The following is a 26,053-nucleotide window of genomic DNA, read 5'->3' as shown; positions in this document are numbered from 1 at the left end:
CCTCGGTCGCCCGGGGCCCCTCTCACAGGTGGGCGCCGCTGACGAGATCGTCGATCTCGCCGGGCGCAAACCCGACGAGATCCGGCTCGGCCGAGAGCGCCACGCCGAACCGGTCGAGCACCGCCCGCCGCACGCGCCGCGCGAGGCCGAGCAGCTCCTCCGCCGTGGCGCCGCCGCGGTTGACCAGCGCGAGCGTGTGGCGCGTCGAGATGCCCGCGGCGCCGTGGCGCGTCCCCTTCGCGAAGCCGGCGCGCTCGATCAGCCAGGCAGCGGACAGCTTCACCCGGCCGCCGTCCGCCGGGTACCGCGGGATCGCCTCGCCGGGCGCGAGCACGCCCGCCGCCTCGATGCGCGCGAGGACGGCCGCGGCGGCGCCGGGCGCGAGCGTCGGGTTCATGAAGAACGACCCCGCGCTCCGGCCGTTCTCGTCCGCCGGATCGAGCACCATCGACTTGCCGCGGCGGAGCGCGATCACCGCGCTGCGCACCTCGCCGAGGGGCGGCGCGGCGCCCCCCGCGGGCGCGGCGAGCGCCCGCTGGAGCTCGGGGTAGCGCACCGTCGCGGCGCCCCCCGGGCGCAGCGCGAACGTGACGGTCGTGATGACGTACCGCCCGCGCCACGCGCGCTTGAACCGGCTGTCACGGTAGCCGAAGCCGCACTCGGCACCGGCGATGACCACGGCCGCCCCCGTCGCGCGATCGATCGCCCGGACCTCGGCGATCGTCTCCGCGACCTCCTGGCCGTACGCGCCCACGTTCTGGATCGGCGTCGCGCCGACGTCGCCCGGGATACCCGACAGGCACTCGACGCCCGCCCAGCCCTCGGCGACCGAGCGCGCCACGAGGTCGTCCCACGCCTCGCCCGCCCCCGCGCGCACGAGGGCGCGCCCGGCTTCTCCGCCGCCGGTCTCCCCGCTGCCGCCGGTCTCCCCGCTGCCGCCGGTCTCCCCGCCGCTGCCGACCTCCCCGCGCCCGCGCAGCAGCTCGATCCCGCGGACGCGCACGCGCAGCACCAGCGCGTCGACGCCCCGGTCCGCGATCAGCAGGTTCGAGCCGCCGCCCAGCACGAAGAGCGGCACGCCGCGGGCCTCGGCGAAGCGGAACGCCTCGACCACCGCGGCCTCCTCGGCGGCCTCGGCGAAATAGCGCGCCGGCCCGCCCACGCCGAGCGTCGTGAGCGGGGCCAGCGGGACCGACTCGCGGACGTCGAGGCTCACGGCTTCTTCTCCGGCGCTTGCGGCTTCTTCTCCGGCGCTTGCGGCCGCTTCTCCGGCGCCTGCGGCCGCGCGCCGCCGACAGCGCCCGGCCCCTGCGCGCCGCCAGAGGGCCGCGCCGGCGCCGCCGGCCGCGCCACCCGGATGCCCGCCATGAAGCCGCTGTCGACCGCCTGCACCCGCTCGACGAACGCCTTGTACTCGTCGATCGACACCGTCCCCGTCGGCAAGCTCAGCGCGAAGTCCTCCTCGATCGCCGCGCCGTAGCTGCCCTTGCGCGACGCCGCGAGGCCCGCGTGCTCGACGCGCACGCCCTCGGGCGCGCGCGCGACCGCGTAGCCCTCGGGCAGCTCGATCCTGCGGCGCACGTGGTACTGGAGCGCGGTCTCGATCGCGAGCGCGCTCTTGCGGGCCCCCCGCGAGGCGTACGAGGCGCCGAGCGTGCTCGTGTACGCCCGCGGGAACACGAGGTGCACCGGCTCGAGCCCCGGCAGCGTCCACGCCGCGGCGTCCTTGCCCACCGGCTGCGCGAAGCCGTGGATCGTCACGGCGGCGCGGAGCGCGACCTCCCACGAGCCCTCCGTCGACGAGACGACGACGTCCTCGACGTCGGCCCACGGGAGCCAGCCGAGCACGACGCCCCGGAGCATCTCGCGCCGCGCCGTGCCCACCACGGTCTCGAACGCCTCCGAGAGCGCCTGCGCCGCCCGCCCGTGCAGGAGAATCGTGAACGTTCCCGTGGCGTTGCCCTGCGCGTCGACCGCCAGCCGGAGGTCGACCTCGTCGCCGGTCTCGCCGCTCGTCCCGGCCACCGTGACGAGCTCGCCGCCCGGCAGCATGGCGGCGCGGCCGCGCAGCTCGGGGCTGATGCGGCCGGGGGGCAGCGGCGGGCCCTCGACGTCGGCGTCGATCCACACGTCGCCGCTCGAGAGGCGGGCGATCACGAGCGGGTGGCGGAAGCGCCCCGCGTGCGGCGGGAAGTCCGCCGACGAGCTGAACGGCTCGGTCTCGGCGATCGCGAGATCGGCGCGCACGCCGAGCTCGCGCAGCGCGCGGTAGACGACCCACGACCGGCTGCCCTGGCCGAGCTCGATCATCGCGCGCGCCGTCGTGCGCTGCGGGCCGCCGCCGAGGAGCGCCGCCATGTCCGAGAGCTCGACGCCGCCGGCGACCTTGACCGCCTTGCCCGCGGCCGCGACGACGCGCTCGAGCAGCGCGGGCGACGGCGTCCGGTCGGCGCCCGCGGCCTCCCGCGCCCAGCGGGTCATGTACGGATCGCGGTCCTCGAGCGCGCGGACGTTCTCGTCGAGCGCCGCGGCCACGTGGTCCCAGGTCTGCGTCCCCAGGCTGACGCCGACGCCCATCTCCATGCGAGGCACGCCGTCCTCCATGCGCCGCGGCGGCTGGTCCTTGATGCGCCAGACGCTGACCGTGGAGGCGCCCTCGGCGCGCTGCTCCGCGGCGCCGAGCAGCGGGTGCGACCAGAGCGCGAGCGGGAGCGACGTCGGGCGGCGGACCTCGATCGCCGCCTCGCGGACGCTCGTGCGCTCGGGGAGCAGGTCCCACGTGTCGATGACGAGCTGGCCGCCGTCGCCCGGCAGCGCGTAGCCCTCGGTGACCTGCTCGACGTAGTCGCCCTGCTCGAGCTGGGAGAGGTCGCTCTGGTCCTGCGCGGCGTTCGACGCGGCGTCGGGCGCGAGGATGCGGCCGTCGCGCTTGTGGATGCGGCGGCGCAGGAGGCGCGTCATGGCGCGGCCCTCGATGAGCGGGCCGTAAATGGCCGCGCCCTGGGCCACGTCCGTGGTGCCGGAGACGCGGCGGAGGTCGTACGTGACGAAGTGGACGAGCCCGTCGGGCGAGATCGTGAACCGCTCGACGTGGCGGAGCACCGCGGTCGCGGCGCCGGGGAGGAACGCCTTCTGCTGGTCCTCCAGCACGAGCTTGCGGCCCTCGGCCTCGAGCGCCGGCGCCGGGTCCGGCGCGAGGCCGAGGGCGCGGGTGATGGGGCCGATCCCGGCGGGGGTGTCGCGCGCCGTCGTGCGGTCGCGGGCGAGGCGGCCCCGCACGGCGCGGGCGTCGCCGCGGCCGGCGGCGAGGCCGAGCGCCTCGAGCATCGCCCGCTGCCCCGGCGGCATGGCGTCGTACACGGCGAGCGCGCCGCGCAGGTCGCCGCGGGCGACGCGCTCGCGGAGCTCGACGTCGCGCAGGGCGTCCGGCGCGCGGCGGAGCCGGCGCAGCCGCTTGATCTCGGCGAGGACCGCGGCGCGGTCGCTCGCGTCGAGGAGCGCGCCGAGGCACGCGGCGCTCGAGCGATCGAGCCCGCCCTCGCAGGCGGCCTTCACCGCGTCGACGCCGGCGCGGCCGTGGATGCGGTCGTCGACGACGGCGAGCAGCGTCGAGCCGGGCGCCGCGGCGGCGAGCTTCGCGTAGGCGGCCTCGGCGACGTCGGTGACGTTCGCGCGGCGGGCGACCACGGCGAGCTCCGCGAGGACCATGCGATCGGCGTCGGCGACGGCGGGCGCGTTCAAGCCGGCCGGCCCGGGGGGCGCGACACGGACGCCGAGCTCGCGGAGGGCGTCCATGGTGCCCTCGCCCCGGCCGCCGCGGCGCTCGGCGAGCTCCGCCTTGTAGAGGCGCGCCTCCCAGGACGCGGGCCACGCGGCGAGCACGCGATCGACGGCGGCGCGGATGCGCTCGACGACCTCGGCCTCGGGAAGATCGCCCACGCGGCGGATGGCCCTCGCGTAGAGCAGGTCGAGGCGCGGCGAGCGCGGCGCGATGGCGGCCGGGGGCGGCGCGGCGGCCGGCGAGCGCGGCGCGGCGGCGGCCGGGGGCGGCGCGGCGGCGGCCGGGAGCGGTGCGGCGGCGGCCGGGGGCGGCGCGGCGGCCGGCGAGCGCGCGTCGCTCTGGCGGAGGCCGCCGTCGCCGTCCGGATCGAGGAGGTGCTCGGCCGCGCGCGCGTCGCCGAGCGCGAGCAGGGCCGCGGCAGCGACCTCGATGCTCCCCGCGCCGGGGCGCTGGCCGGCGGCGCCGCGCGACGCCGGGGCCGGCGCCAGGCTGACGGCGGCGGGCCGGGACGCGGACGCTGTCGCGGCGGCGCCGGGGCGCGGCGCGCGGGCGCGGAGCGGCAGGCCGTTCTCGCCCCACGCGGTGAGCTCGATGGCGTCGCCGTCGCCCTTCTGCGCCACGCGCACGACGACGCGCAGCGTCCCCGGCTGGGCCTCGACCGTCGCGAAGCGCGTGACCTGCGCGCCGCCCGCCGCGTAGTCGCGGTGGAGGGCGGGAACGCCGCCCACCTCGAGCACGGCGGCGGACGCCGAGGCGAGCGCGAAGCTCACCCGCTGGGCGATCGGGTTGTGGAGGTCGACGACCACGGCGCGTGTCCCCTGGAGGGCGCTCACCGCGTCGATGTCGATGGCGCACGCGTCGGCGCGGACGACGATGGGCGAGGCGCTCTGCGCGAACGGGGCGAGCCCCGGGTAGGCCCTGGCGAGCGGCGCGCCCGGCGCGGAGCTCACGGGGGACGGCCGGGCGAGGCCGTGGAGGGGCGCCGCGTCGAGCGGCCCGACGAGGGCGGCCTCGCCCGCGCAGCCGCGGCGCGCGCTCCAGGTCGCCGCCGCGGCCTCGTCGCCGACGAACAGGGCGATGCGGTGGAGGGCGCTCGCGAGCGCGCCGCGCACGAACGGCATCTCCGGCGCGCCGCGGCCGGCGACGTCCGCGAACGCCCAGGCGCGCTGGAGCCGGCGGGCGACCTCGGGGAGCGCCTCGCGCGAGCGAAAGGCGATGGCCGCGGCGTCGGGGTCGGGGCCGCCCGCGGTGCCGGCGCCGAAGACGAGCGCGTCGAGCGACGCGATCACGGTGGCGAGGGCGCCGTCGTCGCCCGGCGCGTCGACGGCGCGGTCGAGGGCGTCGAGGTACGGCGCGGCCGCGGCGGAGCTCGTGATCTCGGCCTCCAGCGCGGCGGAGAACGCGGCGGGGAGCGGCGCGTCGGCGGGGAGCGGCGATGCGGCGCCCCGCGGGGCGCACGCGGCGGGCGCGGCGGCGGCGAGCGCGAGGGGGAGCGCCAGGGCGGCGCGGCGAGCGACGAGGAGGGGGCGGCGAGCGACGAGGGGGCGCTCGGCGAGGCGAGGGCTCCCGGGGCGCTGGCCGCCGCGCCAGGGGCTGCGGGGGTGGGTGGTCACGATCGGCGTCTCCACGGCGCCGCGCGCGCGGTGCCTGTCCGCCGTTCCTTACGGGCCTGGGATTGCCGACGCAAAGGTGAACTTCCGCGGGCCACCGCGATCTGCCCGACCTCCGAGGCCCGCCTCGTGTCCTGGACCTCAGCGCCCGCCGCTTCCCGGGAGCCTCGGCGCCGCGCCCCCGGGGGCGCGCGACGGCGCGCTGCCCGCTGCCAGGCGCTGCATGCAGAGCTTCAGGCCCGCGCGGAGATTTCCGACGGTCGCGATGCCCGACAGATCGAGCCCGAGGGAGACCATCGTCTGCGCCACGTTGGACCGGATGCCCGTGATGACCCCCTCGGCGCCCAGGAGCCGGATGGCGCGGATGAGCTCGACGAGATAACTCGCTGTCTTCGTGTCGACGACCTCGACGCCGGTGAGGTCCAGGATCGCGAAGCGCGCCCGCTTGTCCACGATGGCGGCCAGGAGGTCGTCCATCACGTCGGCGGCCCTCCTGCTGTCGACGACGCCCACCATCGGGAGGGTCAGCACGCTGTCCCAGACCTCGATGATGGGCGTCGACAGATCGCGGATCACCTGTTGCTGGCGCTCGATGAGGTCGAGCCGCGCCCTCAGCTCGGTTTCCCTGAGCAACGCCTCCGTGGCGTCGAGCGTGAAGCTGACCGCGCCGTTGCGCTCCCCGCGCTCGTCGGTCAGCGGGACGAGCCACGTCTCCCAGGCCATCCCGTACGCCTCGACGCGGGTGCGGACGAACTCGCCCCGGACCGCCCTTCGCATCGGCTCCATGTCCATCGGCGCGGGAGGCTCGTCGAACACGTTCAGTCCGACGAACTGGCCCGGCCTGAGGCCGAGGGACTGGAGCGTCTTGCCCTCGTGGAAGGTGGTGACTCCATCCCGATCCATCCGGGTCACGGCCGTGTCCACGGTGCCGAGGATGGCCCGGAGGATCATGTCGCCCTCCTTGACCTTCTCGAAGGCCTCGACCTGCTCCGTGACGTCCTGCCCGAAGCAGAGCAGCCGGATCGGCTCGCCGCCGTCGTCGAGCACGGGTGCAACCCGCCACTCGCACACGACGGCGCGCCCGTCCTTGCGGGTATGGGTGTAGCGGCGCGGGGCGCTCTCCTGCCCGAGCGAACGCCCGAAGGTCCTGGCGTCCGGCTCGCGCACGATCATGTCCGTCAGGCGGCGGCCCACCGCTTCGTCAGCGGTATATCCAAAGATGCGTTCTGCCTCGCCGTTCCACTCGGCGACCACGAGCTCGTCGAGGTTCCCCGCGCACTCGATCACCGCGAAAGGCGCGCTGCGGACAGCCCTCATGTAGCTCGCGGCGAGGCCCGGGGAACCGGGAGCGGTCACGGTGCTCATCATTTTCGTCCAAGGTAAACTGGGCCGGCTGTCGGTGTCGAGGACGAGCGACGGGGGGCCGGCAGGGAGGACGAGGGGTAAGCCGAGCTTGTGAGATGAACTTCGTTGGGACCAAATACGGACTTCCGCAGGCGGGCGTGGCCTGACCGACGGCGGCGGGTTGCTGTGAGCTGCGCGTGGGCGCGCGCACGGGGCAGGCGCGCTTCGCCGGCGGGTGGGGCACGCTCCGAACCACGGCGGCCGGTGTGAAGAGCCCTTTCGATGGGATGGGGAAGTGGCCCTGGACCTGATTTGCGTCCCTGCTTCACGCGGTGGGGGCGATCGGGTGCCCCTGGGCGCCGGCTAGACGGCCTGGCTGGACCGCGCTCTGCAGGTGCGAAGAGCGCGCGAAGCAGGCGACCTGGGGTGTACGATAGGTTGTATGTGGAACGTCGAGGGCGCGAGGTGGTCGCGGAACGGCGGACGTTTGAGCCGATCCGCGGCGGCGACACCGGCCAGGGCTCAGGGAAATGGGTTCGATGGGGCTGCACTTCGCGCGTCAGGGCGGGTCTCGGCCGGCGGGGTTCGACCGGGCGGTCTGACGGTGGTCGGGCAGATCGTGGGCTTTCTGCTCCTCCTTTGGCAAGCTGTGCGCTTTCCACTCCTGTTCGGCGCTGCGATCATCGCGTCGGCGTGCGATCCGGGAACCCATTTGGACGGGCGGGTAACCGAACGCGACGGGCACCCGCTCGCGAACGTCGTCATTCGCACGGCATGTCCGGACCAGAGCGGCGCCATGAGCGCGACGTCAGACGCCAGCGGCAATTTCTCCGCCAGAGGCCTTGGTTGTATTCACGACGAATGTCGTCTCGAAGTGTCACGTCCCGGACACGCCACGAACGTTTTTCCCATCAGGCCTTACTGCACTGGCGCCGTCCTCGCCTGTCGTTCGGCGTGCTCGACGATGCGCGCCGAGCTCGTCTTGGAGTGATCCGCTCGCCGATCGCCGGACGGCGCGCATCGTTCAGTGCATGCCACCGCGGCGTCGCCTGCACCGAGATTCGCGAGCCGGCTTTTGCCGGAGCCGCGTGTCATTGTGTCGGAGCGGACGGATATGGGTGACATCGACGGCCAGCGCCTCGCGTTTCGGAAGCGGCTCGCCGACGCCGTCATCGCGCCCTTCGCGGTCCACCGCTGGCGGTCGCTCCGGGCTCGGTCGTACTGGGTGAGCCTCGAAGGCTGGCAGGACTCGATTGCAGGGCCACTATCGTCCATTGCGAACCACGGGACCTGCGAGTACGTCTACGCGCGCGACGACGAGTTGTTCTCGGGAATCGATCGGCCGCAAGCGCTGCGCCAGCGGCTGCTCCTCTGGCATGGAGGGCTCGCGGACGCGGTGGAACGGTTCAAGCCAACCACACCGTCACAGGTCGTCGACCTCGCCTTCCTGCGACGCTTGGTCCTCGACATCCGTGAGCTCATCGAGCGCGGCTGCGACATCGAGCAAGCGCGATGGGACGCCGCGGGCCGTGCGGGCAGGTAACGGAATTCCCGGGGCCGCCGCTGGTTCGACCGACCGACACCTGGAGAGGTGACGCACTCGGAGAGCACATGGGAGTCGACCTCTCGCTTGTTCTGGGCCATTCACTGGGAGCCGCCGAGCTGCTCGCATTCCCCGAGCGTGCGTCGGCCTCCCTCGAGATGCAGCGTGCGGCTTGGCAGCTGTGGCAGGTGATGCGCCCGCGATGGCGGAATCTGCGCCGGGAAGAAGAGTTCGCGACGTTCGTGGCCGGGGAGCGTCTCACGGAGGACGAGGTCCTGGCGGCCTGGGCCCGAGGGGACACTCTGTCGTTCGAGTGGGCGGGCTTCCATCTCTACTTCGGTAGGCGAGCTGTCGAGGCGAGCCACCTCGAGAGGCTCGCGGTGTTCGTCCTCGACCTCGACCACCTCCGTGCCCCGTTGCAGGCGTGCGCGCGAGCGCTCGCGCGCGAGCTGCGCTCGCCCAGCATCGTGTACGGTCCAGACTCGAGCTCACCGTTCGAGGCCGCTCTGGACGTCGTGGTGGGCAGCTCTTTGCCCGAGATCCTCGCGGTTGTGACGCGCAGCTGTGGCGCTCCGGCGCGCAGCGTTCGGGAGATGGCCGGCGAGGACGAAGGCCTGAATCTCGACAGAAGCTGCTATTTTGTCGAGGTCGTCGGCCTCGTGACGAAAGAAGAGATCCGCGCGTTGTGCGCGCTCGCGCTTGAGTCCTTCAAGGACGTGCTCCCCCCAGAGCGCTTCCGCGATGCGCACGACTGGGTTCACCGGTACGGGGAGTGGGGGCTCGCCATGGAGCACGTCTTCGACTGGGTCGGCGACCTGGATCTCCCGGTCGACCAAGCGCAGTTTGACGCCATCGAGCATGCCATGGCCGCAATGGGATGGGCTGAGAGCTCGAGGATGAAGTGGCTCCGTGGATATTTTACGTCGCTCATGGCGCGGAATTCCCATGAGGGTTAGTCCGCATGGAGCTTCACAAGCGCCATGCTCGTGCATGGCGCCGTACAGGAGGAAAGCCAATTGACTGAGCTCCATTTCCGCCGTGCCCATTCCGAGGACGCGGCTCGCCTTCAGGACATCCGGCGCGCGGCCTTCGCGCCCGTGTTCGCGTCGTTCCGCTCGATCCTCGGGGACGATCTCTACGAGCTGGCGCAGCGGCGAGATGACGAAGCGCAGGAGGGGCTGCTGACGTCGCTGATGGCGGCCGACTCGGGCTGGGAGCTGTACGTGGCGCAATCCGGCGACGAGGTCGTCGGCTTCGTGGCGCTTCGGCTCGCTCCGGAGACGCTTGTCGGCGAGATCGGCCTCAATGCCGTCGACCCCGCGCAAACCGGCAAGGGGATCGGCACCGCGATGTACGAGTTCGCGGCGGCGCGCCTGAAGCAGGCCGGGATGAAGGTCGCCACCGTCGGCACCGGCGGCGATCCGAGCCACGCTCCGGCGCGACGCGCGTACCGGAAGGCGGGGTTCGACATCGACATCCCCAGCGTATGGATGTACCGTAAGCTCTGATCTGGCCAGCACGACGACACGCGCGCGGCTCGCGTCGCCCTCCGACAGCGAGGCGTAGCCGAGCAGGCCGCCGCTTGGCCAGGCACCTGCTCGGGCGCGGCGGTGATACGCTTCGGCTCGATGAGCGCTCCCGCGAGCCCCGCACGCCTCCGCCTCCATCACGCTGCCCCGTCGTACTACTCCATGATCGCGCGCCTCGCGCTGGTCGAGCGCGGCGTCCCCTTCGAATCGGTGCGCGTCGACATCCACCGCAGGGCGCAGCAGCTCGCGCCGGATTACGCGCGCCTCAACCCGAACCTGACCGTGCCGACGCTGCAGGTCGACGGCCGCGTGCTCTCGCAGAGCCGCGACATCCTCCTGTTCGCGTTCGGCACGACCGAAGCCGCGCTCGACGACGCGACGCGGGGCTGGCTCGACCGCCACTACGCCTTCCCCATCGAGGAGCTCACGTTCGGGTGGCTGCTCTCGTGGAACCCGCTTGCGCGACCGGCCGTCCGAAGGACGCTCGTGGCGACGGAGAAGCGCCTGCGCCAGCTCGCGACCGAGCACGCGGACCTCGCCGACGTCTACGCGCGGCGCGCCGAGGTGTTCGCCGGGCGCGTCAAGACGTTCGACCCGGGGGGCGTGGTGGCGATGTTCGGCGAGCGCAAGCGCGCGGCGTTCGAGCTCCTGGACGCGCTCGATGATGCGCTCGCGGATGGGCGCGAGTCGCTCGTCCCCGGTGGTTATGGGCCCGTGGACGTGGTGTGGACCGTGTTCCTCGCGCGGATGGCCTTCGTGCGCTTCGACGCCGAGATCGCCAGGCGAGCACATCTCGCCCGGTATGCGAAGGCCGTCAAGGCGCGGCCGAGCTTTCGCGAGGCGGACGTCTGGGACCGGTTGAGCCCGCTGAAGTTGCTCAAACAGGTGCTCTGACGCCGCTCGTGCGCTGGTATCCGACGTTGCTGCCCGCGAGGTGGATGGCACAATGCGTTTTGCCGCCGAGCAGGCCGCTGCCGACCCGCCATGCGGGCAGTCAGGGTCCAGCCTGCTCGTAGTGCATCCGCGCGTCGGGGGATCGCATGAAGACCTACAAGAAGGCAGATTTTCCGGTGGCGAACGTCCGGCGCTTCCTGGAGCTGGAGCCAATCGACGAATGGCCTTCGAGCTTTCGTGCCTGCCTTGGGGCCTGGTCGGATGAGGCCGAGCGGCCGGCACAGGAGCCAGTCACGGGCATCAAGGATCCGTTCGGATGACGCTGCGCTACATGCTAGACACGGACGCTGTGAGCTTCGCTCTCCGCGGATTCGGTAGCGTTCCACGCGGTTGCTCGAGCATAAACGGTCTCAGCCGTCGTCGTGGACGATCGCCCAGCCGAACTCGGGTGCGAGCGCGCCGGTCGCGGCTTCCTGCGTGACGCCGAAGAGCCCTGCGACGAAGCGCAACGGGTGCTCCGTGCCGTCGCGCACATCGACGAACCTGACGGGGGCGCTGGAGATCGAGCTCGGGATCTGCAGGAGACTCGGTCCCTCGGGGTTGAAACTCCAGTCCGTGCGCTTCTCCGCGGCGCGCAGCGCCTGCTCCCACCGGCCGAAATACGGGTTCGGCCCGAGGCGCTCGCCGTTCCGATCGAACGTCTTGAGGTAGGGAAAGAGGACGAGGATCCAGCCGGTCAGCTCGCTCGGCCCGGAGCCGCTCTGGTAGCGGAAGAACGAGCGCCAGAACGCCGGGTCGACGTGCCCCTCGGCGGTGCGGACGACCTCGTCGAGCACCGGGAGGAGCGCGTCGGTCCAGGCCTCCAGGCCGAACTCGGACAGCATCGCGGCGCGCCGGCGAACGCTCTTCCAGTCGTCGACGCTGCCCAGCAGCGTGATCGCAGGGATGCCGCAACCAGCCAGCATCTCGTACTCGAAGTAAGGCTGAAACGCGTCCATGAGGACGACCTCCGAGGCGGCGCGCTCCACGGCGCCGGTCGTCGAGAAGTCGGCCACGATCAGGTCGCGCAGGCGGCCGATATGCGCGGCGATCTGGTCCGAGAATGCCGTGAACGCCTCGGGCCATGGATTGGGCTGGCCCAGGAAGAAGTCGGGTCGAACGACGACGAGCTTCTCTTTCCCTTGATGACGGACGAACCGCCCGCGCAGCGCCTCGGCGTTCAGCGCGACGTGGTGGGCGAACCCCTGCGCGAGGCAGAGCCACACGGCATCCGGCGACAGGACCAGCGGATGGTGAAGGTAAAACGCGTCGTGCGCAGCCTGCGCGAGCGCGTGGGCATCGGTCGCGGAGACGAGCGGCGCGTCGCTCGACGAGAACGCCTCGATGCGCGCCACGGGAGGTCGCGGCCTGCCCCAGGGCATTCGCCGCTGCCCCGGCGCGGCGCGCTCACCCCCGCCGAGCAGGCTCGGGATGGCCTTGGCGCGATCGAGCACCTGCATGAGTTGTTGCGGCCGATCGACCTCGGACACGGCGAAGGTGATTGACATCGATGCATCCTACCCTGCGCATCGACGACACCTCCACGTCGAGACGCTCCCGCCGGATAGAGAGCTGAACCACCTCTTGCGATGTGCCGGCCAACCCGTCGACACGACCGAGAAATCAACGTCCCCGTCGGGAATTCCCCTCAGGACGGCTCGGTAGAAGCCCTGTCCGCGCTCGCAAGAAAGTGGACCGCCCGGCGAAGGTTCTGCTAGGGGGGGTCTATCATGATCATCGCGCTCACCGGACAGAAAGGTGGGATCGGCAAGAGCACCACGGCCGTGAGCCTCGCCGTGGCCGCGCTGGCGAGCGGCCGGCGTGTGCTGCTCGTCGACGCCGATCCCCAGGGGACCGTCCGCACGTGGGGCGACGTGGCCGCCGAGGCGGGGCACGATACGCCGACCGTCATGGCCATGGGCGCCTCGATGCACAAGCCGGGACAGCTGCCGGAAGTCGCCGCCGCGTACGACCTCACCGTCATCGACTGCCCGCCGCGCCACGGCGAGATCGCGCGATCGGCGCTGATGGTCGCCGACATCGCCGTCTACCCCTGCGGCCCCACGGCCGCGGACGCCTGGGCCCTCACCGCCGCGATCGAGGTGTTCCGCGAGGCCGCCGCGCTGCGGAGCGCGCTCAAGGGCTGCATCCTCATCACACGCAAGCAAGGCCGCACGGCGCTCGGCAAATCGGCGCGCGCGGTGCTCGAGACGTCGGGCTTGCCGGTGCTCTCCACGGAGCTCGGCTATCGCATCGCCTACCAGGAGTCCCTCGCCTGCGGGCAAGGGGTGACGGGCTACGCGCCGCGGGACGCCGCGGCCAGAGAGATCACCCACCTTCTCGAAGAACTGGAGAAGCTTCACCATGGCCAAAAAGCAAGTCGCGGTCTCGCTACGAAAGCCGCCGTCGCCTGAAAAGGCCGACGCGTTCGTCGCGGGCGGCGAAGGCGGCAAAGCGGCGGTCGACGCCGTGAGGTCGAGGCCCGCCGCCGAACAGCGAGCGCACGACGGCGAGAAGCCCGTCGAGGCGCGGCAGGAGCGGGAGCGAGCGCAGGAGGCGCCGCAGGACCGAGCACCGGAGGCGCGGCCAGGCGCCGAGCCGCCCGCGGCGACGGCGCCGCAGGCAGCCAGCGCGGCCGCCGGGCCCCAGGCGCTCGCCACCACCTCGGAGCCGCACGCCGGCCCGCCGGTGCTGCTCGGCAACGACGGCCGCTCCCGGCGCGCGGTCACCGTCTACCTGCCCGATCCGCTCGCGGATCGGCTGCTGCTCCATTGCATCGAGAACGACCGCGACATGAGCAACCTGGTCGGCGAGGCGGTCGAGGTCCACCTCGACAAGCGCCTCGGGCCGGCGTCCGTCTCCGCGGCCTCGGCCGAGGCCGCCGCTCCCCGCGAGGCGCCGCCCCCGAGCGCGAGCTACCGCACCGAGCCGTTCCGTCCGGCGGACACCGGGCCGAAAGGGCGGGTCGGTCGCGTGGTCCAGGTCGGACGGGTGCTGATGACGCTCTGGCGTCAGCGGCCCCGGGCGAGCTGACCGACCAGCGCCCATCGACGCCGCCCCTATCGCACCTGCCTGGCGCGGCCGCCTCGCCGGGAGTTGACGTTCACGTCCACCTCGCCAATGAGAACCTGGGAGACAATGGACGTCGAAGAAAAGCTCTTGAACATCCTCCTCGTCGAAGACGACGACGTCGATGTGATGAATGTCCGCCGGGCGTTCAAGCGGAACAACATCTCGAATCCCCTCTGGGTCGCCGGGAACGGCGTCGAGGCGCTCGAGATGCTGCGCAGCGGCGTCGTCCCGGCCGAGCGGCGCCTCATCCTGCTCGACCTGAACATGCCCAAGATGAACGGGATCGAGTTCCTGCGCGAGCTGCGGGCCGATCCAGAGCTCGGGGCCACGTCGGTCGTCGTGTTGACCACATCGAACGACGATCGCGACAAGGTGGGAGCCTACAACCTCAACGTGGCTGGCTATCTCCTCAAGCCGGTCACGTTCCTCAGCTTCGTCGAGCTCATGGCGGCGCTCAACAAGTACTGGAGACTCGTGGAGCTACCGTAGCGAAACGCATGCTGTGGAGTACGGCCCCCCAGGGCGGCCGATGGGATCGGGGGCGGCCGGGCGGCGTCCGGCTACTTGCTGCGCTTGACGACGCCGAGCGCCTTCTGCGCCGCCTTGACGGCCGCCTGCGCCTCCTTGCCGGAGGCGCCCGAGAGCGCCGACATGAGGGCTGTCGCGACCTCGCGCCGGCTGTGCGCGTGCACGTCCGCGAGCTTGAGGTAGAGCGGCGCCTTGTCGGCGAGATCGGCGTCGCCGCGCCGCGCCTCGATCCGCTCGACGAGGCAGGCCGCCACCGCGGTGTCGTCCATCTTCTTCAGCGCGTCGAGCGCCGCCGCGCGCTTCGCGAGCTCCGGCCGCGCCTCGATGAGGTCCACGAGCGGCGCGAGCGCCACGGGGCCGAACGCGCGGATCGCGTCCGCCACGATGCCGGGCTTGTACCCGTCGGCGTAGGCCGAGAGCAGCTCGCTCAGCCCGCGGACGTCGCCGAGGAAGCCGAGCGCGTACGCGGCGATCTTCGCCTCCCGCTCGTCCACGCCCCGGCTCGCCAGCATCCGCACGAAGGTCTCGACCATCTCGACGTCGCCGAGCTGCGCGAGCGCGTAGGCGGCCTCCTCGCGCACCTCGCGGGAGGCGTCGGCGTAGAACGCGCGGCGGAACGCCGGCAGCGCGGCGAGGTCGCCCAGCTCGGAGAGCGCCTTCAGCGCCACGAGCCGCTCCTCCTTGGTCGGCGCGGCGCCCAGCGTCTTCGCGAGCTCGTGCACGCGCCCGAGCCGCGCGGCGCGCCGCGCGCGCACCGCGTCGTTCCCCGGCCCGCCCGGCGGCGCCGCGTGCGTGAGCTGCGTGACGTCGATGACGTCGAGCGCGTCGCGGGCGAGCGCCCGCAGGCCGGCGTCCTTCGCGTGCTCCGCGACCTTGCCGAGCATCGCCGTGGCCTCGGCGCGGGCCGGGCCGCCGTGCAGCACGACCGCTTGCAGCACCCGCACCGCCGTCAGCTTCGCCACGCGGCCCGCCTTCACCGTGAGCGCCTTCTCCGCGGCGGCGATCGCCTCGGCCCCGAGCGGCGCGAACGTCCTCGCGATGGTCGGCGTCGCGGTGCCGTCCGCCCAGATCGGGAAGATGCTCGCCACGAGCTCGCTCGCCGGCAGCGACGCGTAGTAGCGCGCGTGGTGGACCGCGGCGACGTAGCGGTTCATCGCGCCCGCCGCGCGCCGCCGCGCCACCTCGTCCGGGGTGAGCGTCTCGTCGGGCCGCGCCACCGCGACGCTCTCGTAGGTCGGCACGCGCTCGGTCGAGGCGCGGTCGATCTGCGTCGCGCCGGCCAGGCGGACGAGCGCCATCTCGAGCACCTGGTAGAGCTTGATGAAGTCGTCGAGCCGATCGGCCGGCTCCGGCCGCTGCGGCAGCGCCTGGAGCAGCGCGGCCTGCTTCTCGAGGCGGAGGTCGCGCAGCCGCGCGGCCAGCGGATCGGTCGCGCGCGCGCTGAGCCCGGTCAGGCCCGTGACGAGCGCCTCGGCGAGCTCCTCGCGGACCTCGCCGAGCGCGATGGCCGCGGGCGACGCGCCCGCCTCGCGGGCGGCGGCGTTCCAGGCGGAGCCCTCGAGCGGCCCGCCCCGCGCCGCGAGGCCCTGATCGAGGACAGGGCGCAGCTCCAGGCCGAGCGGCCCCTCGACGACGGCGGCGAGCGGCCACAGCGTGGGCAGCGCGGCGTCGATGCCGACGTCCCCGAGCAGCGCGCGGAGCCGCGCGTCGCGGAGCGAGCCGGCGAGCCGCTCCTCGAGCGCCGGGTCGTCGGGCAGGTGGAGCGCCTCCCCCTTGTCGTCGACCGCCGCGAGCCGCGCGCCGCGCGCGAAGAGCGTGTCGGTGAGCACCGCCACGGGCACGAGGTCGGGCGCGAAGACGTCCTTGCGGTGCTCCTGGAGCGCCGCGAGCGCCGCGCCGACGTCGGGCAGCGCCCGCGCGAGCACGGACTCGAGGGCGGCGGCGTCGAGCGGGCGCTTGTCGCCGAGATCGCTGAAGTCGACGCGGAGCGGCGGGTAGCCCGGGTAGGTCGTCGCCCGCGCCCCGGCGAGCACCTCGCCGGCGAAGCTCCGCTTCGGGTCGGTCCGCTTCGCCAGGAACACGGGGAGGATCTGCTTCTCGCTGACGTGGCGGCCCGACTCGAGATCGATGAAGCGGCTCTCCCGGATGACGAAATCGTCGCTCGTCGTCCGCGTCGAGAAGGCGTACTCGATGAGCGTGAGGCCCTCCGCGGGCTTCCTGTCGGACGCCTTCCACGTCTTGCCGACGAGCTCCTCGACGTGGCGGTCGTCGAGCGGCTCGCCCGCGAGGTGCTTCTCCAGCTTGCGGGCGGTGAGCAGGAGGTCGGCCATCACGTTCGCGTAGGCGACCGCCGGCAGCGCGCCGCGGGGGGCGCCCCGGGCCTGCCGGCCCCCCGCGGCCTGCCTGCGGAGCAGCGCGGCGAGGTCGAGCGTCCGCGCCGAGAGGCGCCGGAGGCGGTTCTCCCGGAGCGCCTCGGCGAGCTTCTCCATCTGCTCGATGCGGTCGCCCCCGATCGTCGCGACGCCGGACACGCCGAGCTCGCGCACGAGCGTGCCGACCTGCTCGACGCCGGACTTCATCATGGCCTGCGCGTTCGCGCTGCCCTTCTTCACGCTCTTGCGCGCGGTGTCCCCGCCCGGCGCGCCGGGCGGCGGCGCCTCGCTCACGGCGAACGACTCGGGCGCGCGCGCCCACGCGACGAGCAGCGCCGCCGCGTGCTTGCAGAACGCGGTGTTGAAGGTCCGCGCCGGGCAGGAGCAGCGCCCCTTGAACGCGGGCGCCGGCGCGTCGCTGTAGACGAGCGACACCTTGTAAGGCGAGGCCCCCGAGCCCTTGGCGTCGCAGAACAGCTTGTTCTCGTAGCGCGCGAGGTTGAGGAGCTGCCCGCCGTCGTAGAGCAGCGTGCCCTTCTTGAGCTCTCCCGCGTCCTGGATGAACGCCCGGAGCTCGCCGGCCCCGATGCGCTTGACGTCGCCCGGGGCCGCGCTCACGGCGCCTCCGCGGGCGAGCGCGCCGGGCGCGGCGCCGTGGGGATCTCGTCGTTCGGGAGCAGCGGATGGGCGGCCGGCATCGGCCTGGAAGGCTATCACGGGCGGCGGGCGCGGGAGCTCCTCGCCGCCTCCGCCCGCCTCCGCCCGATCGGGCCATCAAGCCATCAGGCCACCTGTGCGCCGGCGCTGGCGCGCCCCGCCGCGGCCTCGCCGAGGCGCGGGTAGTCGATGTAGCCGCGCGGGCCCTCGGAGTAGAAGGTCGCGACGTCGGGCGCGTTGAGCGGCGCGCGGCGCGACAGGCGCTCCGGAAGATCGGGGTTGGCCAGGAAGGGCGCGCCGAAGGAGACGAGATCCGCCGCGCCGGTCCGCAGCGCTGCCTCCGCGGTCTCCAGCGTGTAGCCGCCGTTCACGACGAGGGCGCCGCGGAACCGCTCGCGGAGGAGGGGCGTCACCCGCGCCGCGGCGTCGAGCGCCTGCCCCGAGAGCGGCTCCACGACGTGCAGGTAGACGACCTTGCGCGCCGAGAGCTCGGCGGCGACGTGGCCGAAGAGCGCCCTCGGATCGGAGTCGCTCATGTCGTTGAAGTCGGCCAGCGGCGAGACCCGCACGCCGACCCGGTCGGCGCCGAACACCCCGGTCACGGCCTCGGTGATCTCGAGCAGGAACCGCGCCCGGTTCTCGACCGAGCCGCCGTACCGATCCGTCCGCTGGTTCACGCCGTCCCGGAGGAACTGGTCGATGAGGTAGCCGTTCGCCGCGTGGAGCTCGACGCCGTCGAAGCCGGCGGCCTTGGCCCGGCGCGCGCCGTCCTCGAACCGCGCGACGACGCCGGCGATCTCGCCCGTCTCCAGGGCGCGCGGGGTGGTGTACGGCTGCGGGCCCTCGGGCGTGTGCGCGTGGCCCTTGCGGATGGCGATGGCCGAGGACGAGACGGGCGCCTGCCGGTTCGGCTGGAACGAGGGGTGCGACGCCCGCCCGACGTGCCAGAGCTGAAGGAAGCCGCGCCCCCCCGCCCGGTGGATCGCGTCCGTCACGAGCCGCCACCCGGCGACCTGCGCGTCCGTGTGGATGCCCGGTGTGCGGAGATATCCCACGCCCTCCGGGGTGACCTGCGTCGCCTCGGTGATGATGAGGCCCGCAGAGGAGCGCTGCTCGTAGTACCGCGCGTTGAGCTCGGTCGGCACGTTGCCCTCGCCGGCGCGGCAGCGCGTCAGCGGCGCCATCACGAGGCGGTTCGGCAGCGAGAGGGGGCCGAGCGCGAAGGGGCTGAAGAGCAGGTCTTTGGCGGTGGTCACGATCGATGCTCCTTGCAAAGAAGATGTAGCTTCCGAAAGGGAAGTGGCATCCGTTCGGCGAGCATCATGAATCTGCACTGCACGATGTCAAGTCACTTCCCTTTTGGAAGTGGATAGGTCATTCTGATGTCTGGGACGACACATGAAGCACGCGTGCCAGCACCTCTGCGAGAAGTTTCAGGTCGCGATGGACGTGCTCGCGAAGCCCTGGAACGGGCTCATCATTGCGACGCTCGAGGAAGGGGCGCTGCGCTTCGGCGAGATCGGCGAGCGGCTCGACGCCATCAGCGATCGGATGCTCTCCAGCCGGCTGAAGGAGCTCGAGGCGCTGGGCCTCGTGGTGCGGCGCGTCCTGCCGGGGCCCCCCGTGCGCGTGGAGTACGAGCTGACCGACGCCGGCCGGGGATTCGGCGAGGTGGCGCAGGCGATCTCGCGGTGGGGAGAGCGGCTCGCGGTGAGCGCGGCGCGCGGCGGGGGAGCGAAGCGCGCCGCGCGGGCGGCACGAGCGGCACCGGCGGCGAAGCGCGCGCGGGCGTCATCCACGTCATCCACGTAGCGTCCGTAGCGTCCACGCAGGTCGCGTGACGGATGTCACGAAGGAGTCCGCCCGGTCCTGAGCAACGCTCAGGCAATACCTGACGCCGAGCGCTCGTGTGGCGAGGTCGCGAGATGAGCGCCTGTGTCGCGCTCGAGGTTGCGCTTGCCGCTCAGGTGGAATGGTGATGTAATTCGAGGGCTTCGCATCTCGGTGGCTGTCAAAGCGGGGTGCAGATTCGTGGGATACGAGCTCAGCCGTTAGGCAGGCGAGTGAGGCGTACGAAAGTACGCGGCGACGAGCCGAACGACGCGGATGAGCCCGCCAGATACCCGAACACGAAGATGTATCCCGTTATAACGCGAAGCGTCAAAACGAGGGCGTCCCCTGGGGGATCGCGGTGGATCGCCGTATGGTACTGCAGCACCAGCGCCGACCGGGGGGGATGAGGCTCGCGCACCAGTTCTGGTTGTCTCTCGTCCTCCCCATCGCGATGGCCATCCTGCTGTATGGCATCTTCGCGTCGGCGCACCGCAAGCAGGTCCTGCGGGAGGAGGCCACGGCGGAGCTCCGCAGCTACGCCACCCTGCTTCAGGCGTTCGTCGAGAGCGCGCTGCAGCGCAGGGACGTCGGGCTCGTCCGGCGGAGGGCAGAGGACTTCGCGAGCGCCGAGCGCATCCTTGGCATCGCCGCGTTCACCAGCGAAGGTGAGGCGATCTTCATCACGAAGGGAGTCGAGCGCGAAGCGGAGCGCCTCGAGCAGCTGGCGCGCCGGGCGTTCCGTGAAGGCGGCGACATCGAGGAGGCCGCCAGCCTGGCCGGGCAATCCGTGCTGCTCCGCACGGTCTCCATCCGGCCGAGCAGCGCCAATCAGCCCCTGGTCGCCGTCCTGGTGCGCGATCGCCACTACGTCGAGGTGCTGGAGAGGACGTTGAACCACGGCCTCGCGGCGACCGGCGTCGTGCTGCTGCTGATCAGCGCGGTCGTCGCCGGGCTCGTCGGGCGCTTCACTGTCGCGCTCCCGGCGCGGGCCATCCTCGCCGGGGCCGAGCGCGTCGCGAGCGGCGACCTGGACGCGGCCGTGCCCGAGCGCGGCGCGGAGGAGCTCTCTCGCCTGGCGAGCGCCTTCAACACGATGACCTGCTCTCTCCGCGAGGCGCGGGAGCGCGCCATGCGGGAGGAGGCGGCGCGCGTGAACGGGGAGCGCAAGCTGCAGCAGGCGCAGGCGCTCGCCGCCGCGGGGCAGGTGGCGACCTCGCTCGGCCACGAGATCGGATCTCCGCTGAACGTGATCCATGGCCGCGCGCGTCGCGCGGCCGACCTGCCCGGCTGCCCGGAGCACCTGCGCGCCGAGCTGGAGACCATCGCGCGGCAATCCGAGCGGATCACGCGCGTCGTCTCTCGCCTCGTCTCCCTCGCTCGGCCGCCGAGACCGCAGCAGGCGGACAGCGATCTCCGGCGCGTCATCGACGATGTGGTCGCCTTCGTGGGCCCGGAGTGCAGGAGGCGCGGCATCGAGCCGAGCGTCGTGTGCGAGGGCGCCGCGAGGGCGCGCGTCGCCCTCGACTCCGATCGTCTGTTTCAGATCGTGTTCAATCTGTGCTTGAACGCCGTCGAGGCCCAGTGCCGCGGCGGCGAGCTCGAGGTGCGCGTCCTGCCCGAGTGCGATGGGCCAGCGGGCTCTGCCGTCGTGTGCTTCGAGGTCGCCGACGCGGGGCCGGGGATCCCCGGCGAGGATCTACACCGGATCTTCGACCCGTTCTTCACGACGAAGGCGGCCGGCGGCGGCAGCGGGCTCGGGCTCGCCATCGTCCGTGGGATCGTCGAGGAGGCCGGCGGCTCGGTGGAGGCCGCCGCTTCGTCGACAGGCGGGGCGTGCTTCCGTGTCACGCTACCCGCGATCGTGTCCGGTTCACCGGCGAGCGTGGAAGCGAGCTCAGAGGCGAGCTCGGAGTCGAGTAGAGGGGCCAGTCGAGGGGGTAGAGAGGAAGGGCAGAAAGCATGAGTCTCAGCTCACCGAGCGTGTTGGTTGTCGAAGATGACGATGATCTCGGCCGGTTCGTCGTTGACATCGCCAAGGACCACGGCTACCAAGCGACGCACGTGGCCGATGCGATATCGGGCCTCGGTCTGCTGCCGTCGGGGGGCTTCGATCTGCTGATCACCGACATCCGCATGCCGGGGATGGATGGCATCGAGCTGATCGCGCGGGCCAAGGAGCGCGACCCGTCGCTGGCGATCATCGCGATCACAGCGTTCGGCTCCGTCGAGACCGGGATGCGCGCCCTCCGCGTCGGCGCCTCCGACTACCTCTCCAAACCTTTCCGCTCCGATGAGCTAAGCTCTCGCATGCGACGCGCGCTCGAGCGCCGCGCTCGCGATATCGAGCATGCTCGTCTCCAGCGGCAAGTCGCAGAGGTCTTGCGCCGCGGCAAGTCGTGAAGCGGAGGTACGCCAGGGTCTCGTGACGCCGCGCTCCCCGGCGTGGACGAGGCCCGGACACCTGCAACGGGAACAAGCACTCCAGGCGCGCTATCGTCGTCAGGAAGGTGGTCATGCAATCGAACAACATCGCGGCGACCTCGAAGGACAAGCACGGGAGCGGAGCGAGCAAGAAGAAGCCGCCGCCCCGCAAGCGCGGCGCCAACGGGAGCCACCTGGATGTGCGGGAGATGCAGCTCCAGGCGGTGCTGGAGGTGCTCAAGGCGGTGAAGGCCGGCAACTTCTCCGCGCGCGTCGGCATCGGCGAGGTGCCTGGGACGATCGGTCAGATCGCCGACGAGGTGAACGACGTCGTCCAGCAGCTGCAGACCGTCGGCTCGGAGATCACGCGCGTGGCGCGCGAGGTAGGCACCGAGGGCAAGCTGGGCGCGCAGGCGGAGGTGCAGGGCGTCAGCGGGACGTGGAAGGACCTCACGGACAACGTGAATGTCCTCGCGGGCAACCTGACGAACCAGGTGCGCAACATCGCGGTCGTGACGACGGCGGTGGCGAACGGCGACCTGTCGAAGCAGATCACGGTCGAGGCGAAGGGGGAGATCCTCGAGCTGAAGAACACCATCAACAAGATGGTGGAGCAGCTGCGGGCGTTCGCGTCGGAGGTGACGCGCGTGGCGCGCGAGGTAGGCACGGAGGGCAAGCTGGGCGCGCAGGCGGAGGTGCGCGGCGTCAGCGGGACGTGGAAGGACCTCACGGACAACGTGAATGTCCTCGCGGGCAACCTGACGAACCAGGTGCGCAACATCGCGGTCGTGACGACGGCGGTGGCGAACGGCGACCTGTCGAAGCAGATCACGGTCGAGGCGAAGGGGGAGATCCTCGAGCTGAAGAACACCATCAACAAGATGGTGGAGCAGCTGCGCGCGTTCGCGTCGGAGGTGACGCGCGTGGCGCGCGAGGTGGGCACGGAGGGCAAGCTGGGCGCGCAGGCGGAGGTGCGCGGCGTCAGCGGGACGTGGAAGGACCTCACGGACAACGTGAATGTCCTCGCGGGCAACCTGACGAACCAGGTGCGCAACATCGCGGTCGTGACGACGGCGGTGGCGAACGGCGACCTGTCGAAGCAGATCACGGTCGAGGCGAAGGGGGAGATCCTCGAGCTGAAGAACACCATCAACAAGATGGTGGAGCAGCTCCGGACGTTCGCCGCGGAGGTGACGCGCGTCGCGCGCGAGGTGGGCACGGACGGCAAGCTCGGCGGCCAGGCGCAGGTGCCGGGCGTCGCCGGCACGTGGAAGGACCTCACGGACAACGTGAACCAGCTCGCGGGCAACCTGACGAACCAGGTGCGCAACATCGCCCTCGTCACGACGGCCGTCGCCAAGGGCGATCTCTCTCAGAAGATCACCGCCGAGGCGAAGGGGGAGATCCTCGAGCTGAAGGACACCATCAACAAGATGGTGGAGCAGCTGCGCGCGTTCGCGTCGGAGGTGACGCGCGTGGCGCGCGAGGTGGGCACGGAGGGCAAGCTGGGCGCGCAGGCGGAGGTGCGCGGCGTCAGCGGGACGTGGAAGGACCTCACGGACAACGTGAATGTCCTCGCGGGCAACCTGACGAACCAGGTGCGCAACATCGCCCTCGTCACGAAGGCGGTCGCGAGCGGCGACCTGTCCCAGAAGATCGCGGTCGAGGCGAAGGGGGAGATCCTCGAGCTGAAGGACACCATCAACAAGATGGTCGATCAGCTGCGCGCGTTCGCCGCGGAGGTGACGCGCGTGGCGCGCGAGGTGGGCACGGACGGCAAGCTCGGCGGCCAGGCGCAGGTGCCGGGCGTCGCCGGCACGTGGAAGGACCTCACCGACAACGTGAACCAGCTCGCCGGCAACCTGACGAACCAGGTGCGCAACATCGCCCTCGTCACGAAGGCGGTCGCGAGCGGCGACCTGTCCCAGAAGATCACGGTCGAGGCGAAGGGGGAGATCCTCGAGCTGAAGGACACCATCAACAAGATGGTCGATCAGCTGCGCGCGTTCGCCGCGGAGGTGACGCGCGTGGCGCGCGAGGTGGGCACCGAGGGCAAGCTCGGCGGCCAGGCGCAGGTGCCCGGGGTCTCCGGCACGTGGAAGGACCTGACGGAGAACGTCAACGTCATGGCCTCGAACCTCACCTCGCAGGTGCGCGGCATCGCCAAGGTCGTGACCGCGGTCGCGAACGGCGATCTCCGCCAGAAGCTCGCCCTGGAGGCCAAGGGCGAGATCGCGTCGCTGGCGGACACCATCAACGACATGACCTACACGCTCCGCGTGTTCGCCGAGCAGGTGACCACGGTCGCGCGCGAGGTCGGTATCGAGGGCAAGCTCGGCGGCCAGGCCAAGGTGCCCGGCGCGGCCGGCACGTGGAGGGACCTCACCGACAACGTGAACCAGCTCGCGGGCAACCTCACCACGCAGGTGCGCGCCATCGCCGAGGTCGCGACCGCCGTGACGAAGGGCGACCTCACGCGGGCCATCTCGGTCGAGGCGCAGGGCGAGGTCCTCCAGCTGAAGGACAACATCAACCAGATGATCTCGAACCTGCGGGACACGACGCGCGCCAACCAGGAGCAGGACTGGCTGAAGACGAACCTGGCGCGCTTCTCCGGGATGATGGCCGGGCAGCGGACGATCGAGGCGCTCTCTCGCCTCATCATGTCCGAGGTGACGCCGCTCGTCTCGGCGCAGCACGGGGCCTTCTATGTGCTCGAGTCCGAGGAGAAGTATCCGGCGCTCAAGCTCACGTCGAGCTACGCGTTCCAGAAGCGCAAGGGCATCTCCAACCGGTTCGCGCTGGGCGAGGGGCTCGTCGGGCAGTGCGGCCTGGAGAAGAAGAGCATCGTCGTCACGGATCTCCCGGACGACTACATCCGGGTGAGCTCGGGCCTCGGCGACGCGCCGCCGCGCAACATCTGCGTGCTGCCGGTGCTCTTCGAGGGCGGCCTCAAGGCGGTCATCGAGCTGGCGAGCTTCCAGAACTTCACGCCCATCCACCTCACGTTCCTCGAGCAGCTCACGCAGTCGATCGGCGTCGTGTTCAACATGATCGGCGCCAGCATGAGGACGGAGGAGCTGCTCCAGGAGCTCCAGAGGTCCAACACCGAGCTCGGCTCGCGCTCGCAGGAGCTGGAGGAGAAGGCGTCGGAGCTCGAGATCAAGAACCGCGAGATCGCGCGCGCCAGCGCCTCCCTCGAGGAGAAGGCGAGGGAGCTGTCGCGCACCTCGAAGTACAAGTCCGAGTTCCTCGCGAACATGTCGCACGAGCTGCGCACGCCGCTGAACAGCCTGCTCATCCTCGCCAGGATCCTCGCGGACAACGAGGAGCACACGCTCACGCCGAAGCAGGTCGAGTACGCGAAGACGATCGCCGCGGCGGGGCAGGACCTCCTGCAGCTCATCAACGAGATCCTCGACCTCTCGAAGATCGAGGCCGGCAAGATCGACGTGAAGACCCAGCGGGTGCTGCTCTCCGAGCTGGCCGAGTACGTCGAGCGGAGCTTCCGGCAGATCGCCGAGCAGAAGGAGCTCGAGTTCTGGGTGCGCGTCGCGACCGGCGTCCCCGCGGGGATCATGACGGATCTGCAGCGGCTCCAGCAGATCCTGAAGAACCTGCTGTCCAACGCGTTCAAGTTCACGTCGTCCGGGCGGATCTCGCTCGAGATCGAGGTGGCCAGCAAGGCGCTCACGTTCAAGCGAGAGACGCTCGTCAAGGCGAAGACCGTCCTGGCGTTCGCCGTCACCGACACGGGGATCGGCATCCCGACAGAGAAGCAGACGCTCATCTTCGACGCGTTCCAGCAGGCGGACGCGTCGACCAGCCGCACCTACGGCGGCACGGGGCTCGGCCTGACGATCAGCCGGGAGCTGGCCAGCCTGCTCGGCGGGGAGATCTCGCTGAACAGCACGCCCGGGCTCGGCAGCAAGTTCACCCTGTACCTGCCGGCGGAGCGGACGGAGCCGAAGGCGACGAGGCCGGCGCGCGCCGAGCTGCCCGAGCCGGTCGCGCCGCTCCTCACGAACGGCGCCTCCTCGGTCGCGCTCGCCGGGCGCAGCGTGCTTGTCATCGACGATGACGCGCGCAACGTCTTCGCCATCACGAGCCTGCTCGAGCGGCGCGGGGCGCACGTCGTCCTGGCCGAGAACGCGAGGCACGGTATCGAGATCTTGCGCGAGGCTGATGCGTCCATCGATGTCGTCCTCATGGACATCATGATGCCCGAGCTCGACGGCTACGAGGCGACGCGGGAGATCCGGAGCGATCCTCGCTTCAACGAGCTGCCGATCATCGCGGTGACGGCCAAGGCGATGCCGGAAGATCGACAGAAGTGCCTGGACGCCGGCCTGAACGATTTCGTGGCCAAGCCGGTGGACGAGGGGCGGCTGATGTCGACCATCCTGCACTGGGTGCGGCCGGATTGAGCC

Annotated in this window: 19 protein-coding genes; 13 read left to right on the top strand and 6 right to left on the bottom strand. The window is 71.8% G+C overall.

What is annotated here, in order from left to right:
* Positions 1–22 precede the first annotated feature (22 nt).
* The 3 genes from WMF27_RS39260 to WMF27_RS39250 all read right to left on the bottom strand — a co-directional run bounded on the left by WMF27_RS39260 (position 23) and on the right by WMF27_RS39250 (position 6,756).
* A complete protein-coding gene (locus WMF27_RS39260) occupies positions 23–1,216 on the bottom strand; it encodes a UDP-N-acetylmuramate dehydrogenase (RefSeq protein WP_437763777.1) in 1,194 nt (397 codons plus the stop codon).
* Positions 1,213–5,394, bottom strand: coding sequence for a hypothetical protein (locus WMF27_RS39255; protein ID WP_437943434.1), 4,182 nt, complete (start codon positions 5,392–5,394; stop codon positions 1,213–1,215). The genes WMF27_RS39260 and WMF27_RS39255 overlap by 4 nt, the downstream gene beginning before the upstream one ends.
* Positions 5,395–5,532: 138 nt before the next feature.
* Positions 5,533–6,756 carry a PAS domain S-box protein gene (locus WMF27_RS39250; protein WP_437944556.1) on the bottom strand — a complete coding sequence of 408 codons (1,224 nt, stop codon included), beginning with the start codon at positions 6,754–6,756 and terminating at the stop codon, positions 5,533–5,535.
* 583 nt (positions 6,757–7,339) lie between these two features.
* Here WMF27_RS39250 and WMF27_RS39245 point away from each other — a divergent pair.
* From WMF27_RS39245 to WMF27_RS39220, 6 genes are all read left to right on the top strand, one after another.
* Positions 7,340–7,726, top strand: a complete 387-nt coding sequence (locus WMF27_RS39245; protein WP_437943433.1) for a carboxypeptidase-like regulatory domain-containing protein — start codon at positions 7,340–7,342, stop codon at positions 7,724–7,726.
* Between the two features lie 123 nt (positions 7,727–7,849).
* Positions 7,850–8,278 (top strand): hypothetical protein, encoded by a 429-nt coding sequence (locus tag WMF27_RS39240; protein WP_437943432.1) that lies wholly within the window; start codon positions 7,850–7,852, stop codon positions 8,276–8,278.
* 68 nt (positions 8,279–8,346) lie between these two features.
* A complete protein-coding gene (locus WMF27_RS39235; RefSeq protein WP_437943431.1) occupies positions 8,347–9,234 on the top strand; it encodes a MafI family immunity protein in 888 nt (295 codons plus the stop codon).
* 24 nt (positions 9,235–9,258) lie between these two features.
* Positions 9,259–9,786 carry an N-acetyltransferase family protein gene (locus tag WMF27_RS39230; protein ID WP_437943430.1) on the top strand — a complete coding sequence of 176 codons (528 nt, stop codon included), beginning with the start codon at positions 9,259–9,261 and terminating at the stop codon, positions 9,784–9,786.
* Between the two features lie 120 nt (positions 9,787–9,906).
* Positions 9,907–10,701 (top strand): glutathione S-transferase family protein, encoded by a 795-nt coding sequence (locus WMF27_RS39225; RefSeq protein ID WP_437943429.1) that lies wholly within the window; start codon positions 9,907–9,909, stop codon positions 10,699–10,701.
* 146 nt (positions 10,702–10,847) lie between these two features.
* On the top strand, positions 10,848–11,021 hold the full coding sequence (locus WMF27_RS39220) for a hypothetical protein (RefSeq protein WP_437943428.1): 174 nt from the start codon (positions 10,848–10,850) through the stop codon (positions 11,019–11,021).
* A 90-nt stretch (positions 11,022–11,111) separates the two neighbouring features.
* Here the strand turns inward: WMF27_RS39220 and WMF27_RS39215 are convergent, their stop codons facing one another.
* The gene (locus tag WMF27_RS39215) at positions 11,112–12,248 is read right to left on the bottom strand and encodes a DUF4419 domain-containing protein (protein WP_437943427.1); all 1,137 of its coding nucleotides are present in this window, start codon (positions 12,246–12,248) and stop codon (positions 11,112–11,114) included.
* A gap of 222 nt (positions 12,249–12,470) precedes the next feature.
* Between WMF27_RS39215 and parA the strand changes: the two genes are divergently transcribed.
* From parA to WMF27_RS39200, 3 genes are all read left to right on the top strand, one after another.
* Positions 12,471–13,154, top strand: a complete 684-nt coding sequence (gene parA / locus WMF27_RS39210; RefSeq protein ID WP_437763787.1) for a ParA family partition ATPase — start codon at positions 12,471–12,473, stop codon at positions 13,152–13,154.
* The gene (locus tag WMF27_RS39205) at positions 13,105–13,773 is read left to right on the top strand and encodes a hypothetical protein (RefSeq protein WP_437763788.1); all 669 of its coding nucleotides are present in this window, start codon (positions 13,105–13,107) and stop codon (positions 13,771–13,773) included. Before parA ends, WMF27_RS39205 begins: the two co-directional genes overlap by 50 nt.
* A 105-nt stretch (positions 13,774–13,878) precedes the next feature.
* Positions 13,879–14,301, top strand: coding sequence for a response regulator (locus WMF27_RS39200; protein WP_012240421.1), 423 nt, complete (start codon positions 13,879–13,881; stop codon positions 14,299–14,301).
* A gap of 71 nt (positions 14,302–14,372) precedes the next feature.
* Here WMF27_RS39200 and WMF27_RS39195 read toward each other — a convergent pair whose 3' ends face one another.
* Together WMF27_RS39195 and WMF27_RS39190 are read right to left on the bottom strand one after the other, a co-directional pair.
* Entirely contained in the window at positions 14,373–17,330 is a 2,958-nt protein-coding gene (locus WMF27_RS39195) for a HEAT repeat domain-containing protein (RefSeq protein WP_437763789.1), read from the bottom strand.
* A gap of 164 nt (positions 17,331–17,494) precedes the next feature.
* A complete protein-coding gene (locus tag WMF27_RS39190) occupies positions 17,495–18,625 on the bottom strand; it encodes an alkene reductase (protein ID WP_437763790.1) in 1,131 nt (376 codons plus the stop codon).
* 142 nt (positions 18,626–18,767) lie between these two features.
* On the opposite strand from WMF27_RS39190, the gene WMF27_RS39185 reads away from it, so the two are divergent.
* The 4 genes from WMF27_RS39185 (at position 18,768) to WMF27_RS39170 (ending at position 26,050) form a co-directional block, all read left to right on the top strand.
* The gene (locus tag WMF27_RS39185; RefSeq protein WP_437763791.1) at positions 18,768–19,181 is read left to right on the top strand and encodes a winged helix-turn-helix transcriptional regulator; all 414 of its coding nucleotides are present in this window, start codon (positions 18,768–18,770) and stop codon (positions 19,179–19,181) included.
* Positions 19,182–19,572: 391 nt separating this feature from the next.
* Positions 19,573–21,165 (top strand): ATP-binding protein, encoded by a 1,593-nt coding sequence (locus WMF27_RS39180; RefSeq protein WP_437763792.1) that lies wholly within the window; start codon positions 19,573–19,575, stop codon positions 21,163–21,165.
* On the top strand, positions 21,162–21,602 hold the full coding sequence (locus WMF27_RS39175; RefSeq protein WP_437763793.1) for a response regulator: 441 nt from the start codon (positions 21,162–21,164) through the stop codon (positions 21,600–21,602). Before WMF27_RS39180 ends, WMF27_RS39175 begins: the two co-directional genes overlap by 4 nt.
* A 113-nt stretch (positions 21,603–21,715) precedes the next feature.
* Entirely contained in the window at positions 21,716–26,050 is a 4,335-nt protein-coding gene (locus WMF27_RS39170; RefSeq protein ID WP_437763794.1) for a HAMP domain-containing protein, read from the top strand.
* Positions 26,051–26,053 lie beyond the last annotated feature (3 nt).

This window comes from Sorangium sp. So ce281 (assembly GCF_051527395.1).
Classification (GTDB): Bacteria; Myxococcota_A; Polyangia; order Polyangiales; family Polyangiaceae; genus Sorangium; species Sorangium cellulosum_B.
This window is presented reverse-complemented; position numbering and strand designations above follow the sequence as displayed.